Raw genomic sequence first — 17,503 nt, forward strand, 5'->3', positions numbered from 1 at the left:
CTGGAGCGCTTTCTCAGAGACAGTTCTGAGTGTCAGCAAAGGGTCGGTTGCTGCCCTTCGCCAAAGGCAGATAACGGCCAAAAGCGGACTCTTTAATTTGAATCTCGAACCTTTGTTCCCTGCATGTTTACGGAGGCAAATTATTCGGATGGCAACTTTTTGAAATCCTGCTTAGCTTGATCGTGATATCTCCAGGGAGGATTTGCATGTCCAGATTTTTCGCCACCTTACTCATGATCACTCTAGGTACGAATGCTTGCCTTGCCAGCGAAGGTGACGACCAAGCCAACTCATTCGCCAAAATTTACGCATCGCTTTGCATGAAGAACCTTCCAAATCTGGAAGCACTCCGAGAAAAGCTGAGGCCAATCCCAAGCCTTCCTCCCGAAAAGGCGGCACTGTTCCTGGCAGGTAATCCTGGCGACGCTTGGTCTGTTCCAGACAAGTACGGAACGTTTGTGCTCGCGCTTCCTAGCGGCAAGAATTTTTGCGCCGTGCATGTCCGCAGGGCAAGTACTGAGACCGCTATAAAACTGTTCACTGGAATGGTCGCAAATCCACCCTCTCCATTTATCTCAACACTGGTAAAAAACGAGCAAACACAATCTCCCGCAAATGGGCAAATTCAAACTCTTTCCTACGAATGGTCAGTTCCAAGCGCGACACGAAAAATGTTGTTTACCCTCACGACCGCCTCATCTGAATCCGCACAACTTCAAGTGCTTGGTTCGGCAGCAATCATCAATCAATAGAATCAATCCCTGCGTTCAATGGGTTGCGCATCAGCGACGCGCAGTAGTCGGCCCATAGCGGGCATTTGAGAATCGTGCGCTCGCAGTCATGTTATGGTTAGAAACTGAAAGGTAATGTACGAAAATCAAACATGGATCTGGTTCAGCTCGCGCCTGCGACATATCACACAACGGACGACTACTGGCAGCTTCTTCGCGCAGGAGATGGCTCAATCTATGTCCTCGTCAACTGCGAGGCGTCTTTTGTGAGTTACGAATGTCTGATTAAGCTCAACGACGAGGAATTGCGCGACTACCAGGGCTTGGGCTGGCTGTCTATTCAGCATTTGGCTAACCGAATCAATTACTTTGTCGATGATTACAACGGTCGACGAATCACGGGACCTTTGCTCGAAGAAGCCATTCAGGCGTCGAAGCACTAGTCATCCCAAGACATCTGGCTAATGTTCGTCAGTCCGCAACTGGATGACGGCTAAGGGTCGTTTTCTGCCTGTTGTGACCGGCTGAAAACGACCCATATCTGCCGGTGAGCAACGGCAGAATTTCGCCGATAGCAGCCTTAGTGTTATTCACCTTAGACCCTGATTGCCAATGACTACAGATAAAAATCCACATGCATATAGCGGTCTTTCGAACTTGTAACGAAAACTCGATCGACTCAGGGTTGTGGAAAATGAAAGATCTACTACTCTGGAAGCAATATGCTTAACGGCAAACAATAAGTCATAATGAACGGTAACAACATGAATCAATATCTATGCTTTAACATGGTGCTGGTTCTATGTTTTTGGCTAAATGCTATCCAGTACTGTTATTCTGATGACTCTTTAAAGTGCTCCGTTATTGATGCTGCTGCCGACAAATGCGGAAATATGATTGATCCTAAAAAAGGACCAGTGGATGACGGATATTCGCCGTCAACTAAAAAAATTAATCATGTTATCCGCCTGATTGCAAAGTCGCAGGCTGGGAAAGATATAATATCTTTTAGGGCTCGACCACCTTCAAAAGATCCTGACAATTATGCGAAGTCCCTCGTTGGGCATATTTTTATGTATTTGGGAAAAGAACTACCAGACGGCACAACAGTTTACTATATGGTCGCTGGTTTCTACCCAGATAAAACAGGTAATGATAAAGTTCCAATATACTCATCAATAATTGGCCCCGGCCACGTAGAGTACGAATTCTCGGACATGGCTAGCTCTGTAAGCTACGACACATATGTAAGCGAGCAACAAGCAAGGATGATAGAGCAAATAGCGGAGAAGTGGGATAATAAAAATTATAACCTGTTTGATCAGAACTGTACAAACATGATTAAGGATGTGGCCAGTTATTTGGGGCTGAAGCTGGGCAATGAAAATTCGAGTCTTGAGTTTCCTACGAATGTTGTTGAAGGGCTTGCTAGATTAAATAATAAATACTCCGCTATTGAGCATCTACAAGGTGAAGCAAAGCGAGGAGAAGCTGTAATAGAAGAGGGAAGAAAAGATCACTTCAAGCACTTTAAAAATGGAGTAGATCAATCGCATCATGTGCCAGGTCGTCCGGGCGCAGCGGATAATTCCACTGTATGGCGCATTCCGCAATCTATGCAACCCGGGGGAAGCGGTGCATCAGGGGCGCGTGGAGGAGACGGATCTGGGGTTCGGGATGGCCCGAGTGGCGACTCAATTGACTGGAGAATGAAATATGAACCGAGGCAATATCCAACTGGTGGCGTTACGGTTTGTACAAGTGACAAGTTTGCTTGCCTATAGTGTCCTGGTTATTGCTGCCGAACCTTTTTTCTCTTCCAGAAGTCAATACTGTCCTATGATTAGCGGGATGCCTTGGAGAGATTATTTATCAGGGAATTTCGACGCCGGCAGCCCATTATATGTCCACATGGTAGGAATAAAATTCATATTTGCTAACCAAGTGCGAGATCCAGTGGCTATGTATAATGTTGATCCCGGAATATGTTACGGGGTGCGCTATATCAAGGAAGCTACCCCTGGATTTCCCAAAGGTTACTTTACATATAGGTTGTATGGATATGAGAGAAAAGAGTCAAATAAGCAGCAGGCAATACTGTCAATGGGGAAATCGGGTCTGGAAGGAAATCCAAATAGGTGGGAGGTTAATATAGATCAACATATTTTTATTTATAATTCTCTCGGCGAGATTTTTGATACTAAAGGAAGAAGAGTAGGTCAGATGTTTTGCTATACGGGAAATGATTGTGGTCAGTACAAGTATTAACGTTGCGTGTGTAAGAGTGTAGGTCATGAGTAATCCAGTGCATCTGATATCGCGGCAATGAAGTGCGCTGGTGTAGCTACCTCATGTAATCGATTTTAGTTGTCTGACCCAAGAGGCAGGTCACAGATCGATCCAGAGTGGAAATTTGGCTCCAAATCTATTGATCTGCTTGGCTTATTTACAGGCCAATAAAGCGTATGGAGAATTTGGTTGGTTTTAATTGGCAAAGCCCTTTGTCGGGCTGGTTTTCGAATAACGGAAGCAGTCTTTTTTTTAGAAAAAAGCGGGATAACAACTAGTTGCCGGTAGCTCCCGCTGCCCAGTGTCAGCTTCGTGTCGGAAGCTGCCCCTCTTGACCGGCGGCTTTTGGCCGATTGCTGTCTGTGGTGAGGGGCTCGGCGCGGATTGAAAACTGACGGACCCTGTCGATCGTGATTTGATCTAGGGCAGGTTGCTGATTTCGAGTCCGGTGAGCCGTGTCCTCCTACTCGAAAGCCAATGGGCGTAAATTGGAAACCTGGGACAGTTTTCAGCCGACAATAGAGCCGTTAACAGGTCAGCTCTCGGTCAGCGGCGACAGCTTGGCCACACCATCTTCATCCACCGATGCCTAATCGCCATTATGCGCAAGAAGTTGCGCACTTATTCCACGAAAAACCCCTCCAACATCGCTGAGAGCCATGCCCGCCGTGGCACTCCAGCCGAGTGCGCAAGAAGTTGCGCAGTACTGCGCAACTTCTTGCGCACTTTGTGGGGTGTCTTCCCTTGAAAATCACTCAAGCGATTGAAAAACCTCGGCCATCCCCCCGGTTTGATTGGTCCTCAACTTTTCTGGCACGCACCTTGATAAGTGTTAGGCACCCACCGGGCGATTTCGCCTCCCGGGCACCCTCATTTATTTAGCAAGGAGCACATCCATGGCTACACCAGCGTACATGTCCGTCACTGGCGAAAAACAAGGTCTGATCACTGCCGGCGCGTTCACCGCCGACTCGGTTGGCAACACCTACCAAGAAGGTCACGAAGACCAGGTCATGGTTCAGGCTTTCAACCACGACGTAATCATCCCGCGTGACCCGCAGTCCGGCCAACCGACCGGTCAGCGCGTACACAAACCAGTCGTGATTACCAAGGTCTACGACAAGTCTTCGCCACTGCTGCAAGCGGCTCTGACCTCCGGCGAGCGCATGAGCGAAATCGTTATCCAGTGGTTCCGTACTTCTGCTCAGGGTACCCAAGAGCACTACTACACCACCAAACTGGAAGACGCGATCATCGTCGCCATCAACAACAAAATGCACAACTGCCAGGACCCGTCGAACTCCCACTTCACGCACCTGGAAGAAGTGCAATTCACCTACCGCAAAATCACCTGGACCCACGAAGTATCCGGTACTTCGGGTTCCGATGACTGGCGTCAGCCGGTCGCCTAAATCAGGCCGACCGTCTCAAGCATCGGCCAGCTCTGCTGGTCGATGTTGTTTTCGCATTTCCAGAACCTATACAACCCCACACTGGTGCGGAAGCCATATACCGCTTTAATCAAGAAATTAAACTGATACCTGACATGTGTGGACTCTTTTTCTCACTCGACACACTCACTATTTTGCTAAGGAACAGTTAAATGCGTCAGAGGGATTTGAAGTTCACTTTTTCCGTGTTGTCAGGGCAAATGGAATTCGAGGTCGTAGAGTTCACGCTGGAGGAAGCCCTCTGTGAGCCTTATCGACTAATAGTCGAGCTGGCCAGCTACAACCCCAACATTGATTTTGGCAAGGTCCTCGATCAGCCAGCATTGCTCACGATCTGGCAAGGCGGCACGGCTGTGCGCCATGTTCATGGATTGGTGTCCAGCTTCACTCAAGGCAAAACGGGGTTCCGACGAACACGTTATCGCGCAGTGGTTGAGCCGCAACTCGCTCGACTTGCCTTGAGCTCTAACTGGCGTATCTTTCAGCAGAAAAATGTGCCTGAAATAATCAAGTCGCTATTGAGCGAACACGGCATTCTCGACTACCAGCAACACATTAACGCCGAACATTTGCCGCGCGAATACTGTGCCCAGGCCGGTGACACGGACCTCTATCTGTTCGATCGGCTTTCCAGTGAGGAAGGCCTGTTCTATTTCTTCAAATGTGATGCGACCACACACACGCTGATTCAGGGTGACAAGCTCTATGTTCAGGAGCGTATTCAGGGCGCTCCGGTGTTGTACACCACTGAACCGGCGGCGGATTCCATACAACCAGTCCTCTACGCGTTCAGTTACACCGAAAACGTACGTTCGGCCGAGCAGACGCAACGCGATTACACATTCAAGCGCCCATCCTTTGATCAACAACAAAACCTCGCCGCTGATGACCTGAAGCATCAGGCCCAGAACTATGAACGCTACGATTATCCAGGTCGCTACAAGGCCAGCGCCGCCGGTAAGCCCTTCACGCAGAATCGGCTACTAGGCCACCGTGGAGACGCTCAAATCGCCATTGTTGAAGGTGACGATCCGCGTTTGATCCCAGGGTTCTCTTTCCAGCTCTCTGGCCATCCCCGAGAAGATTTCAATCGTTGGTGGCGATCGGTAAGGATCACGCACAAGGGCGTGCAGCACGCCAGTCAGCAGGAAGAGTCCGCAGGCGCTGAAATGGGCGTGAGTTACGACTTCACCGCCGAGATCATTTCCGAAGAAACCGAGTGGCGAACTACGCCCCTGCCCAAACCCGTTATTGACGGGCCACAGATTGCTACGGTGGTAGGGCCAGAGGGAGAAGAGATTTACACGGATGAATTTGGCCGGGTGAAAGTCCAGTTTCCGTGGGACAGAGAAGGGAAAAACAACGAATTCAGTTCTTGCTGGGTTCGGGTGTCTCAGAACTGGGCGGGGGCGGATTGGGGCCATATGGCGATCCCACGTATTGGCCAGGAAGTCATCGTCGATTACCTCGATGGCGATTGCGATCAGCCGATCATCACTGGCCGCACGTACCGTGCGACGAATATGCCGCCTTACCAACTGCCCAATCACAAGATTCTCAGCACTATCAAAAGCAAAGAGTACAAGGGGACTCGGGCCAACGAACTGCGTATTGACGACACCACCAAACAGATCAGTGCAGCCTTGATGAGCGATCACGGCAGCACCGCTTTGCACCTGGGTTACCTGACCCATCCACGTCCGAGCGGCGGAGAGCCCCGAGGCGAAGGTTTCGAGTTGCGCACGGATGAACATGGCGCGCTTCGGGCGGCCAAGGGCTTGTTACTCAGTACCGAGGAACAAATGAATGCCAGCGGCGGGCACCTCAATCGAGCTTCTGTGGTTCAGGTCCTGGAGGCGGCGCTGAAACTGGCCAAGGACTTGGGCGACTATGCCCAGGACAATCAGGGCGTGGGCCATGATACCGAACCCCAGAAGACGCTAAGCGATGCGGTCCGCGACTTGGGCAACGGCGCAAACGATGAGTCGGGGAAGAGCAACGGAGGGAAGCCGGCGATTGCCGTGAGCGGTGAGGCCGGTATCGCGGCGGCATCGCCCAACAGCGTCACTGTGGCGGCCGGTGGACACATCGACACTGTTGCCCAACAGAATCAGCAACAGACATCGGGTCAGAAATTTGTCCTAAACGCCGGTACCGACCTGGGGATGTTTGCCCACAGCGGCGAAATGCGTCAGATCACTCACCAGGGCCCAATGCTGTTGCAGGCTCAGAAGAACAACATCCGCTTGGAGGCGGACCAGAGTGTGGAAGTCAGCGCGAGCAATCAGCACGTGCTGATCTCGGCCAAAGAGCACATCACGCTGATGTGCGGCGGGGCTTACATCACTCTCAAGGGTGGCAATATCGAATTGGGAATGCCAGGCAACCTGATCGTCAAGGCGGCCAAACACAGCCTGCTCGGCGCGACCAGCCTGGAAGCGGAGCTGCCAAAATTCAAAGTAGGCGATACCCAGCGACGGTTCATGCTCAAGCAGATCGATGGAAAATCGGCGATGCCTAACATGCCGTACAAAATCACCTTGTCCAGCGGCGAAGTGGTCGAAGGGGTGACCGATGCACAGGGCGCCACGCAGCTGTTGCAGAAGGATGCCATGAACATCGCCAACGTGGCCATGCATAAGCCTCCATCCTCCTGAAACGATTTTCTGGACCACCCATCCGGGCTGCATCAAGGCAAGGAGTATCGATGAGAAAGCTCAACCGCTCTCTGGGCGTATTACTTGGCGCGAGCCTGTCCGTCGGGGCGCATGCCGCCCCGGTAAAGTTCACCGACTACCGTGCTTTCTATCAGTCGTTGGGCGACAACCTGTTTGCGGGGGCTGGGACCGACTTGGCAATGCCTTGCTCGGAATTGCCGAGGCATTGTCTCTGGGTCAATGCCATGCGTCCGGCTTATGAACGTTATGACCAGGCGCTGTGGACTGCGCCGGACGGGTTGCCCCTGAAACCTGTCAAAGGCACACCCGAGATTGTCTTTGATGGAGACGCCCTGGCGATTGGCAAGCAGCGCTGGCCGCTGCGAGACGTCATCAACCTCACACCCCCGGCATGGCGCGTCGGTAACTCCATCGATCCGGAAAACCTGGCGCTGCTCAGGGCTTGGCGCCAGGGCACCTCGGCGTGCCTGGAAATGCAATACGTCAGCAATGGCCGGGGTGATCGCTACACCCAAGTGTTGTTGGTACACGGCCAACACCTCTACGCGTTGCCGCAGTTGTTTGCATCCTGTGCTGCGATTCGCAAGGCGCCACAAAGCCAGTTCAGCTATCCGAACAATTCGTACCTTGGGTCCGAGCAAGAAAACAACCCGGTCGGGCTGCAGATAGATTACTTACTGTCTGATGGCAAAACACCGGTTGCACGCTACCTATTGCACTTCCTAAATCAGGGAGACCCCTTCGTCTTCGAGCCTGAACGCCAATAGGCGGCAGTTTGGTAACCCGACATGACCCTGATAATTTTCAAGGAGGAATTGAGCGATGACTGAAGCTGTCCAGAACAAAAAAATCTGTTCCACGCAATCGATCACCATGCCCAGCGGTGGCGATGTACATCTCATTCCGCCGCCACCGAAGCCTTGTGTGACCATCGTCGTACACGGCGTCAACGATCTGGCCGGGTGCTACGAGCGCATCGAACGTGGCCTGTGCCAAGGGTTGAATGAACGTCTCGATATGCCGCGCACGCTACCCAATGGGGCGAATAATCCGGGATTTCTGATGCCGGCCAGCTACAGCTTGCCCTCCGACGATGACGGCACGGCAATCAACCCCGATGCCGTGTACTTCCGACGAAAGTTCGGTGCCTCCAGTGATGGATGCCAACCACGCAGTGTGGTTGTCCCGTTCTATTGGGGGTTTCGCGAGGAAGAAGACTTCATCCAAAAAACCGAGGCCCACGGTCAATGGCTGGACCGTGACGGTAATCGCCTGGACAAGGCCGGGACCAAGGAAGGAGGTCAGTTCGCCAATGCCACCACCAACCTGCCTGATATGTGGGGCAAGGGCTTCAACGGCATGCTGCTCGGCTTTATCTCGCTCAACAAAATAGGGGGCACAATGACCCACCCCCTGTTTTCAGCCGCCAGCCGTCGCTACATGGTTTTGGCTGCCATGCGTTTGGCCATGTTGATCAAGATCATTCGCAAACGTCATCCGAACGATACGGTCAATGTGGTTGGGCACAGCCAGGGCACGCTCCTCACGCTGTTGGCCCATGCATTCCTCAAAGAGGACGGTGCCAAACCCGCTGATGGCGTGGTTATGTTCAACTCACCCTACAGCCTGTTTCAGCCCAATATGGATAAAGTCCAGAAATGGGGCGGGCAGCAAACGACGGGCGCTCGTATCGCCACGCTTAATGGCATATTGCAATTCATTGCTGGCAGCCCTAATCCGGCTCCGGTGCTGTCGGGCGTGGCGCTTAAAAACATTCAGGGTTACGGGGCTATTGGCGGGCCTGGCTGGACGGGCACCTCAGCGTGTGAAACCACGATCCGCGGGCAAAAGATTACCTTCAACGAACGGGACAATCGCGGCTGTACCTTTCTCTATTTCACGCCCCAGGATCAGGTCGTCGGCCTTAAAAACGTCCAGGGGATTGGCTGGCAGGGGGTTGGTGAAGAGGTTGACGGCCGACCCGCGCGCAAGGTGCTTCCACAACGTTTCCACCAGCGCGTATTTACCCTGCGCAAGCGTAATAGCGAGAAGGAAAAGGTCGGTTCGCATGTGCCTCCTTACGTCTATCTCTTACGTCTGGATAGCGAACACCCTTGGGAAGACACCGGGCTGGGTTTCATGGATCGGTTGCCGAACGGAGGCCTTGACAAGAACGCCAGCGTGATACTGACTGCTCCGCAATTGCCGGTACCAGCGGAGGTGGACTTTTCTACTGACGGTGTCGTTACAGCCCCTGGCGAAGATTCAAAAAGTGGTGTGTACCAGATCAAGAACACCCTGGACCCTGTCGATGCCTCGATCGGCGTGGCCAATGGCGGCTGGGAGCCGGAAGAAGCGCGCCGCAGCCGCCAGGAGACCATGGCAGAGGCATTGGCCTTCAAATATGGACGAGATGTCCAGAGTGTTGAAAAGGCCCGCAATGAAGGCAAGGAAGCCTCTCAATGCGCCCATGTGTTTGTCGCTCGGGCTCAAGGCAATGGCATGGTCCTGATCACTCGTGGAGAAACGCCCTACGAGGCACGCCTGCGTCTGCAAGGTGAGGAATACTCGGAGGCTCAGTCTTTTCACTCTTCCATCCCGAACAATCCTGAACACAGTCGTCAAGTGCTGGCCTATGACGTGGCGATTGGTGCGGGTGAAAGCGTTGATGATGCGACGTTCTACGCGTACCTGTGCCGTGTTGCGGATTGGCGGCTGGATTGTGGGAACACCCGCACCAAAGGCAGGGCCCAGGCTGACGCGGAATTACAGAGTGACGGACCGGATGATGACGTGGAGGCGCTCTATCTTCAGGATGAAAACAAACCGCTGATCGACGCCACGGCGATCTATCGAAAGAGTGGCAAGCCGCCTGACGCCGTGAAGGATCAGATGCCCGCTTTGGTGGCCACGCAGACCCGGACTGAACTTAAGGATGGCGAGCCCATTCGTTTTGGTGGTGTCCCTTGATGCGCAAACTCTTTACGTACCTGTCTTTCACCAGCCTTCTGCTGACCAGTCATCTGGCTCAATCGGCTGAACATTCATTGACGGCTAGCCGTTGCTTTGCCAGCCCGGCTTCGCCCGTGGCTGCCTATACTTCGGCCAAGGAGGCCGCCGCCATGCCTGCTGATACTCGTTACCGCGCCCCTGCCACTTCGCCTCGCCTGGAAACACTCGATGTGCTCAGCATCGGAATGAGCCTTGACGTCTACCGCCAAGGCCAGGCCTGGCAGACCTTGCAAGAACAAAATGCCAAACAATCCGAAGCCCTGCACGTCGGCAGCATCCTGCCCATGGACCCGAAGAAGTACCCGGTAACCGCCGATGACAAGGATGCCGCCTCTGAGAAGAGGGAAGCAGATGCCTTGGAGTTGGGCTTGCGCGATTTCCTGGAGAAATGGTCCATTCCGACCGTAACCGTGGTTCGTGGCTGGAAACCCGATACACCGAATCTGCGCTTTACGCCTGAAAGAACCCAGAAAAGCCTGTCGGTGATGGTCAACGACCTGCGCGGCCCCGCCGGGTTGCACTGGCATCGCATTCGTAATGTGCAGGACGGAATTGTCTGCAGTGATACCCCCGAAAATTTACTGGAGACGCTGTTCCAGACCTTCGAGCGCAATCCCGATCTGCCGGCACTGCTGGTCTACGCCAATGAAGGCTTCAACATGGCCTTGGCGTTGAGCACGAAGGGTAACAAACCCATCGGTCTCGGCACCGGGCCACGGCAACCAGGCGAACTCACCGACTCAATGGTCGCCATGGTCGTCGGCCGTCCCGAGCGCGTCGAATGGCTGCGTTATTACGCCCAGTTCGCGAAGGTGAACGAGAACAAGATCGACCCGGAATTCACCGGTTGGGGCGCACGTAAACCAACGGTGGAGTTCCAGCCGTCGGAGTTCATTCCTCAACCCTGGACCCAACGCGCTTTCGAGCAGTGGGATGCGCTGCCCGTGTTAGCCAAACTGCATCGACCGGTCACCGTGTCGCTGCTACGGCCAGATAACGGAGAACGCCTCAAACGCGAAGCCTTGACCGTAAAACTGGCCGCCGGCTGGAAGACTGCCACGGACGGACTCACTCAAAAACCATCCCGAGTGTTTTTCGATGGCGGCTTGAACACCACGCCACTGGCTGATCTGTTGCCAGCGCTCAGCGCGGCAAACAGCTCGCTTGATCTGCTCGATTCACGAGAGAGTTACGACCTCAGTCAGCGATTGGGTGACACGGGCTCGGCTTCACCTTTCGTGGGCCTCGCGCTGGCCACGATGGCCAGTTACCTGAATGCCGACACCAGCGTGGTGATGCCGATGCGACGCCAGGATCAGGCGACGATCATCGCCGTGACCTCACCAACGCCTGGCAAAAAGCCTTCCGGCAATGATCATTTCGGGGTCACCTTGATGCCACAAACTGCCAGTACTGAGGAGGCGCCTGACATGTCTTCTGCTCCTCCGACGCCTAAAGTGTCGGTCGTGCAGCAGGATCACACACTGGAAGAGTTTCTAGCCGATCAGAAACCAAAATCCAACTGGATGGATGATCTCTAAGAAGTCGTCAGAGGGCCGTTATCACTCGGGGGTAAGCTTGCCCCCGAGTTCCCGCCGCCATTGATGAATGGATTTTGGGCAACCTTGAGGAGTGAACATGGACATCATTCGGCTCGGCGATTCCACCAGTCACGGTGGAACCGTTATTGAGGCTTTCAACCAAACCGATTTAAATGGCAAGCCCATGTCTGGCGTCGGACATAAAGTGGTATGCCCTTTATGCAAAGGGGTGTTTCCCATTGCTCAGGGCAGCGCTCTACTGGATGTGGGTGGTGTTTCGGTGGCGCTCCACGGGATGAAAACCGCCTGTGGGGCGAGTCTGATTGCCAGTAACCCCAAAGGCGACGCCGAGAATTAAACACCTGAAAGAGCGTACGACGGCATTTGTCCTCGCTGCCCTGGCCCAGAAAGAGGGTTGAATCAGCTTTTTTGCTTCGACCCTGACCAGAGCAGGGAAATAAGCGTATGCGAGTCCATTAGACGGTCGTCGGCACTTACCAGGCCTGGAAGAACATGCCATGGATGGTTGGCGCTGCGATGATGATGCAGATGCAGATTGATGTGATAAGGCCAAATGAAAAACCTTCCTACACATCCCACTTTCCATGCGTAAGTCCACTCCTGCCAGCCGGGGGTTACATCGGGCCCGCCACTGTGCTCCGCGATGCTACGGATTTTCTGTAGCAGGGTTCCCAAGGTGGCGAGTGGCACAAACCATAGCAGTGCGATAAGCATCATCGTTTGGGCGCAAGTTTGCCAGGCGATGAAAGATAAGAGAGCGAACCAGATAATGCCCGCAGCGACAATCGGCCGGGTCATCTTCGGTGATGCTCCGCCCGCGTCTCTGTAAGCGCGCAGATTACGCAGCGTATTGATGATGAACAGGTCCCCTAGCAATTGCCTGAGCAATAATTTCCCGCTTAGAGGACTGAATCCCCACGGCTGCTGGTGATAAAGAAAGCGCCGCTCCGGATCTTTCGTCGACCCCGTGTGCTGATGATGCTCGAGGTGCAGAGGCCTATAAAATTCAATGGGAACTGTACCCGGAACACCAATGGCCAGGTTGATCAAAAAGTCATTGATACCGCGATGACGAGTCAGGTGATAGTGAGTCGCGTCGTGGTACAGAATGAAAAGTGCATGTTGGCGCGCGGCAATAATGACGAAAGCCACACAATATAAACGCCAGTCCGAGACATACAGCGCAATGCGCAATGTGACGATGATGCACAACCATTCAAGCAGGATGGCCGCGATGGTGCGCAAATCCACCTTCAGGCGATTCAGCATTATTGTTATAAAACCTGCCCCCCCGCCAATGGTCGCGCCATAGACCACATCGAGCAGTACATGCTGGCCTGTCGTCAACACGGTGATTGCCAGAACCGTGCTCCACAGCGCGAAGATCCATACCTGGCGGACGCACAGATAAGCCAGTACAACGCTGATGGCCACCGGCAATGCAACATGTCCACTGGGCGAGACGGCTAGGGGTGAGTCAACCCTGTAGAACCACGTTAGCCACTGCGAGGTGCTACCCGGGCGCTCTATCATGGTTGGCCAGAACAGGTGGCTCAGCAGGCATGTCCCGGAGGCAAGGGCCGCAGCAAAAAAAACCGGTAGCAGCCAGTCGCGGCGACGCCCTAGCAACACTAGCGCGGGCATGATCAATAAATAGCTAAGGTACAAGGGGAGTGTGTAAGGCAGTTGCGCAATTTGCGCGTCGATACCTCCGGGCTGAATTATCCGTACCGGCCCCATCGGGAAGTGCGTGACGAGAAAATACAGGGTGCCCGTCACAACGGTGTAGACCAGCAGCCAACTAATGGGGCGGGTCACCCCTAAGGCATTAACAGGGCGGTGTGCAACAGTGGATGACATGATCAAGGCGCCTGATTTGTCAGAACAAGTTCAGTTTTACTTCACTACAAGAAGCTGCAAATTTTTCGCAGCTATCTAAAGGTTTCGTGGGCAGACGAGGATGGCGACGAATAGAAGTCTACGTTGCATTGGCCGATTGATCTCGCCAAAATCCATCCCTCTTGCTTCCGATGCTGAAGGTCTCCATGAGTTTGAGTGCAACCTCCGTTGAATGCTCCCATCTGCATCTGAAAGAAATTGATCGGATGTTCGAGATTTATTCTGCGTCCTACTCCGACACCTCGCGAGCAAGGTTTGATGAGGATTTCAAAGAAAAAACCCACTGCATCGTATTACGGGATGGGGGTGAAGTAATCGTTGGATTTACCACGCTCAAACTTTATGAAAAAACCTGGTCTGGCAAACCGATAAGAGTGATTTTTTCGGGCGATACGATCATTGATCGTGAACATTGGGGGAGCCAGCAACTCGCATTCGCCTGGATGCGACTTGCGGGGGAGATCTGGCAGGAGCAGCCTGAAATCCCCCTCTATTGGTTTCTGATCTGCAAGGGTCACCGAACGTACCGTTATTTAGGCGCTATGGCTTTGAACTATTCACCCCGAGCCGGGACGATGACGGATTCTGGAGTTCAGGCGCTGATGGACCACTTGGCGATCGATCGTTTTGGTGAGGCCTATGATCCGAAAACGGGTGTTCTGTCCTTCAAGGTTCCACAAGGTCGGCTGACCACGGAGTTGGCACAGGTTCCTGCTCCTCACCTGCGTCTGGCAAACGTATTGTATTTTCTAGAAAAAAATCCTCGTTACGCATCGGGAGATGAGTTGGTCTGTTTGTGTGAGCTGCAGCCCAATAACTTACGGCCGATGGCTCTGCGCCTGTTTGCTGCCGCTCAACAATCGCCATGCTGATCCGCCAGGCAAACGCCGCGGACAACCTGAAATTACTCGACTTTCAGGCGCAGCGGGCGATGCAGGGTGGCTTGCCGATGCGTTTTGATCGTGGGCCGGACTATTTCGCGCTGCATCGTTGTCACGCCACGGATCATCGAACCTGGATAGCCGAAAGCGAGGTCGGTGAACTGAAAGGCATCGCCAGCCTGGTTGTTCGCGATGGCTACCTTAATGGCGGTATTGAGCCGGTGGCCTATCTGGGGGATCTTCGGCTGGTGCCCGACAGACGCCTGTCAAAGTCGTGGATGGCTGAGGTCAAAGTGCAGCTCGAAGCGTTGGCCCATGAAACGGGTGTTCAGCACGCTTATTGCTGTGTCATTCGCGGCAATAGACTTGCCGCGCACTCGCTTCTGGGGGGGCGGCGAGCCAATCCGCTCATGCTTTCGCACTGGCGCGGCTATAGCAATGTCTCCGTATATGGTCAGCGGGGATGGAGCAGTGCTCCAAGAACGGTGGAAAACGTCCGCATCGTTCAAGCGCAGCCTGGCCATACGGATGCACTGCGTGCATTTCTCGACGGCGAGTCGGTTGGCCAGCCCTTTGGTTGCGTTTTTAGTGAAGCGCAGTTTTCGCGACGCCTGGAAACCTGGCCGGACTTCGGTATCGAGTCATTTCTCTTGGCATTGGACGCGAAAAACAATGTGCTTGGTTGTGTAGCCCCTTGGGATGCGGGGCGTATCAAGCGGGTGGTGGTGGAAAAACTGCCTTTGTCACACCAAGCGCTTCGCCTCGCGTTCAACGCATGTGCTCCGACCTTGGGGCGTCCTGCGATTGCCGCACCTGGCGAGGCGCTGCAGGACACCTATTTGACTCATTTACAGGTGAGGCAGCGAAACCCGCAGATTTTTGCGGCATTGCTGGATGCCGCGTGGGCGCGCCTTCGCGGTCAGTACGCGTTGATGCAGATGTGCCTGTATGACAATGATCCGCTCTGGGTAGCCATGAACCGTTATCGCAGCGTGACCATCCCCATGGACCTGTACACGGCGCCCTGCGTCGGTAGCGCGTCAGCGTTGGCGCCGATGGATGCGGCGCGTATTCCGGGTTTTGAGATCTATCTCGTCTGATTGCCCCGTCCGGGCTTCGTCTCGTGCAAAGTGTTTAACAGCGTCAGCCAAAAACGGGTAGCGTCAAATCCACCTCCGCCCAAAACAGGTTGGCCGTGATCGAGCTGAGGCAGGCAAATCTGCGGCATGCCATCGAGTCGCTGATTGTCGAGGTAAAACTGACCGTCATGTGCCCAGCCTGGTCTCAGTGCATTGAGACGTGCGTGATGAGTGTCAAAACGTGAGCTGGGAGCGCAGGTCCAACTGACGACATGCGCGCAATGCACGTCAGTGGCCAGATGATTGAGCATGTGAGCAATTTGCGGGTCGCGCAGGCTGCTGATGTCTCGTGTGCCATCGGCCACCCAAGGCATTCTTGCAAACACTCGGCGAACGCGATCTAAAGGATACATTTGGACCGGTTGCCGCGCGCTGCAACCCAACACCTCATCCATTACAGGCGACGGACCTGCCGGCGGTTGCACCAACGCAACGCCGTCACACGCCTCGCTCAAGGCACTGTTCTGTAAGAGTGCCGCAAGCGCGTCGAGCCCGCCCTTACTGTGCGCCAACACAACAAATCGTTGCCCTTGCTTGAGTTCGGCAGTCAGTACCTTGTTGATATGCCTTCCTTGAGCCATCACCCCACGCGAAGAGCTTACGGGCATGCGCAGAACTTGATAGTTCGAGTGCCGTAAAGTCTGGACGCAACTTTGAAAACAACGTGGCAACCATTCGGAAAACAGCCCCGCAACCAGCACCACCAACGTACTTCGAGGAAGACGTGGCACTGGGTCATGCCAGCACGAGATAAATTGATCCGTCCAATCAAGGTGTGCAGCAGGCCTCGCCAATTTCGTTGCTGGAAAATGAAGTGGCCATTCGTCAAAGCCTTCTGGCATCCAGGGTTTTTTCCCGGGCAAGGGTGGCCTCATGGCTTGGGCTCAGCGTATTCATCCAGTCTCCGGCGGGCCGCTTCCAAGGCTTCACTGTTGTCGAGCTTATTGGGGTGAAAACCAGGAATGAACCAGGCCAGCCATCTTGGAAATGCGCGGGTAAGCGGGCCAGGATTCACAAACAACCACCATTGCAAGCGCGCCCACCCTCGCCAATTACGGCGTTGCCCATCAGTACCTGCAAGTTGGTAAATGAAATACATCACATCGATTGCGAAGTACGCGGTCATTGTCAGCATGATCCCGCATCGCATCAGGTATCGCCAAAGTGGATTGCGCACAACCAGGCACAGCACGTCGTAGGCGACGGCCTTATGTTCGGTTTCTTCTATGGCATGCCAACGCCATAGCATGGCCATCCTAGAATCGGCACCTTTGAGAACTGCGGGATTTCGCAAAAGCTGATCAGAGAGAATGGCTGTGAAATGCTCCAGGCTGGCGGTCATGACCAGACGAGTAGCTGGCGTAAATCGATTGCCAACCTCTTGTCGGCGTAGCAGAAGTTTTTCCAGCGCCTCAACAGGCGCGCCTTGTGCCTCGAGCAGCTGGTTATACAGCCTGTGCTCACGAATATGCGATGCCTCCTGATAAACAAACTCTTCAACAGCGTTGGAAAGCGAGAGATCTGTTTCTACCTCTTTACGAAAGTGCGTGACGCTATCAATGAAAAGCTTTTCGCCGAGTGGAAACATTATCGATAGGCCATCAAAAAAACGCGTCACGTGAGGCCAGTCCCGATACCAATAACGAGGAATATGCTCATCGAGAGCAAAGCGTACGTTGCGGCGAGAGATTTTTGCGGCAGATGTTTTTGCCGGCGAGCACCAGGATAAAAGGCGTTTGAGATACGACATATCGAAGGATGCGGCCCTGAAAAGCTATAGGCTATCTCTTTTGCCACTGGTCGTGTGAATGGATATTCAAGGTGAATATTAAAAGACGGCCGCGAAAAAACAGCCTGAAAC

The 17,503-nt window shown here is 53.7% G+C and carries 15 protein-coding genes; 12 read left to right on the plus strand and 3 right to left on the minus strand.

The genetic code is table 11. The features are described 5' to 3' along the window. Window positions 1–206 precede the first annotated feature (206 nt). The 10 genes from ACA059_RS10010 (at window position 207) to ACA059_RS10055 (ending at window position 12,060) form a co-directional block, all read left to right on the plus strand. Window positions 207–752 carry an NMCC_0638 family (lipo)protein gene (locus ACA059_RS10010; RefSeq protein WP_497633655.1) on the plus strand — a complete coding sequence of 182 codons (546 nt, stop codon included), beginning with the start codon at window positions 207–209 and terminating at the stop codon, window positions 750–752. A 131-nt stretch (window positions 753–883) separates the two neighbouring features. After that, entirely contained in the window at window positions 884–1,174 is a 291-nt protein-coding gene (locus ACA059_RS10015; protein WP_415765021.1) for a hypothetical protein, read from the plus strand. A gap of 321 nt (window positions 1,175–1,495) precedes the next feature. Beyond that, a complete protein-coding gene (locus ACA059_RS10020) occupies window positions 1,496–2,515 on the plus strand; it encodes a hypothetical protein (RefSeq protein ID WP_497633656.1) in 1,020 nt (339 codons plus the stop codon). Further along, a complete protein-coding gene (locus ACA059_RS10025) occupies window positions 2,448–2,999 on the plus strand; it encodes a hypothetical protein (protein WP_497633657.1) in 552 nt (183 codons plus the stop codon). The genes ACA059_RS10020 and ACA059_RS10025 overlap by 68 nt, the downstream gene beginning before the upstream one ends. A 917-nt stretch (window positions 3,000–3,916) precedes the next feature. Continuing rightward, window positions 3,917–4,432: an Hcp family type VI secretion system effector gene (locus ACA059_RS10030; RefSeq protein ID WP_017338154.1), complete on the plus strand. Its 516-nt coding sequence runs from the start codon at window positions 3,917–3,919 to the stop codon at window positions 4,430–4,432. A 191-nt stretch (window positions 4,433–4,623) separates the two neighbouring features. Next, window positions 4,624–7,128: a type VI secretion system Vgr family protein gene (locus tag ACA059_RS10035; protein ID WP_497633658.1), complete on the plus strand. Its 2,505-nt coding sequence runs from the start codon at window positions 4,624–4,626 to the stop codon at window positions 7,126–7,128. 50 nt (window positions 7,129–7,178) lie between these two features. Continuing rightward, window positions 7,179–7,916, plus strand: a complete 738-nt coding sequence (locus ACA059_RS10040) for a hypothetical protein (protein ID WP_497633659.1) — start codon at window positions 7,179–7,181, stop codon at window positions 7,914–7,916. A 55-nt stretch (window positions 7,917–7,971) separates the two neighbouring features. Beyond that, window positions 7,972–10,119 (plus strand): T6SS effector phospholipase Tle3 domain-containing protein, encoded by a 2,148-nt coding sequence (locus ACA059_RS10045; protein ID WP_497633660.1) that lies wholly within the window; start codon window positions 7,972–7,974, stop codon window positions 10,117–10,119. Then, complete coding sequence (locus ACA059_RS10050; protein WP_497633661.1) at window positions 10,119–11,702, plus strand: type VI lipase adapter Tla3 domain-containing protein; 1,584 nt, start codon at window positions 10,119–10,121, stop codon at window positions 11,700–11,702. Before ACA059_RS10045 ends, ACA059_RS10050 begins: the two co-directional genes overlap by 1 nt. Before the next feature lie 97 nt (window positions 11,703–11,799). Then, window positions 11,800–12,060, plus strand: coding sequence for a PAAR domain-containing protein (locus tag ACA059_RS10055; protein WP_497633662.1), 261 nt, complete (start codon window positions 11,800–11,802; stop codon window positions 12,058–12,060). A 62-nt stretch (window positions 12,061–12,122) separates the two neighbouring features. On the opposite strand, the gene ACA059_RS10060 is transcribed toward ACA059_RS10055, so the two are convergent. Continuing rightward, on the minus strand, window positions 12,123–13,583 hold the full coding sequence (locus tag ACA059_RS10060) for a fatty acid desaturase (RefSeq protein ID WP_497633663.1): 1,461 nt from the start codon (window positions 13,581–13,583) through the stop codon (window positions 12,123–12,125). A 185-nt stretch (window positions 13,584–13,768) separates the two neighbouring features. Here ACA059_RS10060 and ACA059_RS10065 point away from each other — a divergent pair, with 185 nt between their 5' ends. Then, window positions 13,769–14,494, plus strand: coding sequence for a hypothetical protein (locus tag ACA059_RS10065; RefSeq protein WP_497633664.1), 726 nt, complete (start codon window positions 13,769–13,771; stop codon window positions 14,492–14,494). Next, on the plus strand, window positions 14,488–15,603 hold the full coding sequence (locus ACA059_RS10070; RefSeq protein WP_497633665.1) for a hypothetical protein: 1,116 nt from the start codon (window positions 14,488–14,490) through the stop codon (window positions 15,601–15,603). The genes ACA059_RS10065 and ACA059_RS10070 overlap by 7 nt, the downstream gene beginning before the upstream one ends. Here ACA059_RS10070 and ACA059_RS10075 read toward each other — a convergent pair. Both ACA059_RS10075 and ACA059_RS10080 read right to left on the minus strand, forming a co-directional pair. Then, window positions 15,591–16,505 carry a lipase family protein gene (locus ACA059_RS10075; protein ID WP_497633666.1) on the minus strand — a complete coding sequence of 305 codons (915 nt, stop codon included), beginning with the start codon at window positions 16,503–16,505 and terminating at the stop codon, window positions 15,591–15,593. The genes ACA059_RS10070 and ACA059_RS10075 overlap by 13 nt on opposite strands. Before the next feature lie 8 nt (window positions 16,506–16,513). Then, window positions 16,514–17,392, minus strand: a complete 879-nt coding sequence (locus ACA059_RS10080; protein ID WP_497633667.1) for a metal-dependent hydrolase — start codon at window positions 17,390–17,392, stop codon at window positions 16,514–16,516. Window positions 17,393–17,503 lie beyond the last annotated feature (111 nt).

The organism is Pseudomonas sp. LBUM1647 (assembly GCF_059716175.1).

Bases quoted from the DNA above. Each gene is read 5' to 3' on its own strand.
- ACA059_RS10040 (WP_497633659.1), top strand. From the start codon at position 7,179: ATGAGAAAGCTCAACCGCTCTCTGGGCGTATTACTTGGCGCGAGCCTG.
- ACA059_RS10030 (WP_017338154.1), top strand. From the start codon at position 3,917: ATGGCTACACCAGCGTACATGTCCGTCACTGGCGAAAAACAAGGTCTG.
- ACA059_RS10070 (WP_497633665.1), top strand. From the start codon at position 14,488: ATGCTGATCCGCCAGGCAAACGCCGCGGACAACCTGAAATTACTCGAC.
- ACA059_RS10080 (WP_497633667.1), bottom strand. From the start codon at position 17,392: ATGTCGTATCTCAAACGCCTTTTATCCTGGTGCTCGCCGGCAAAAACA.
- ACA059_RS10050 (WP_497633661.1), top strand. From the start codon at position 10,119: ATGCGCAAACTCTTTACGTACCTGTCTTTCACCAGCCTTCTGCTGACC.
- ACA059_RS10065 (WP_497633664.1), top strand. From the start codon at position 13,769: ATGAGTTTGAGTGCAACCTCCGTTGAATGCTCCCATCTGCATCTGAAA.
- ACA059_RS10020 (WP_497633656.1), top strand. From the start codon at position 1,496: ATGAATCAATATCTATGCTTTAACATGGTGCTGGTTCTATGTTTTTGG.
- ACA059_RS10045 (WP_497633660.1), top strand. From the start codon at position 7,972: ATGACTGAAGCTGTCCAGAACAAAAAAATCTGTTCCACGCAATCGATC.
- ACA059_RS10035 (WP_497633658.1), top strand. From the start codon at position 4,624: ATGCGTCAGAGGGATTTGAAGTTCACTTTTTCCGTGTTGTCAGGGCAA.
- ACA059_RS10055 (WP_497633662.1), top strand. From the start codon at position 11,800: ATGGACATCATTCGGCTCGGCGATTCCACCAGTCACGGTGGAACCGTT.
- ACA059_RS10010 (WP_497633655.1), top strand. From the start codon at position 207: ATGTCCAGATTTTTCGCCACCTTACTCATGATCACTCTAGGTACGAAT.
- ACA059_RS10060 (WP_497633663.1), bottom strand. From the start codon at position 13,583: ATGTCATCCACTGTTGCACACCGCCCTGTTAATGCCTTAGGGGTGACC.
- ACA059_RS10025 (WP_497633657.1), top strand. From the start codon at position 2,448: ATGAACCGAGGCAATATCCAACTGGTGGCGTTACGGTTTGTACAAGTG.
- ACA059_RS10015 (WP_415765021.1), top strand. From the start codon at position 884: ATGGATCTGGTTCAGCTCGCGCCTGCGACATATCACACAACGGACGAC.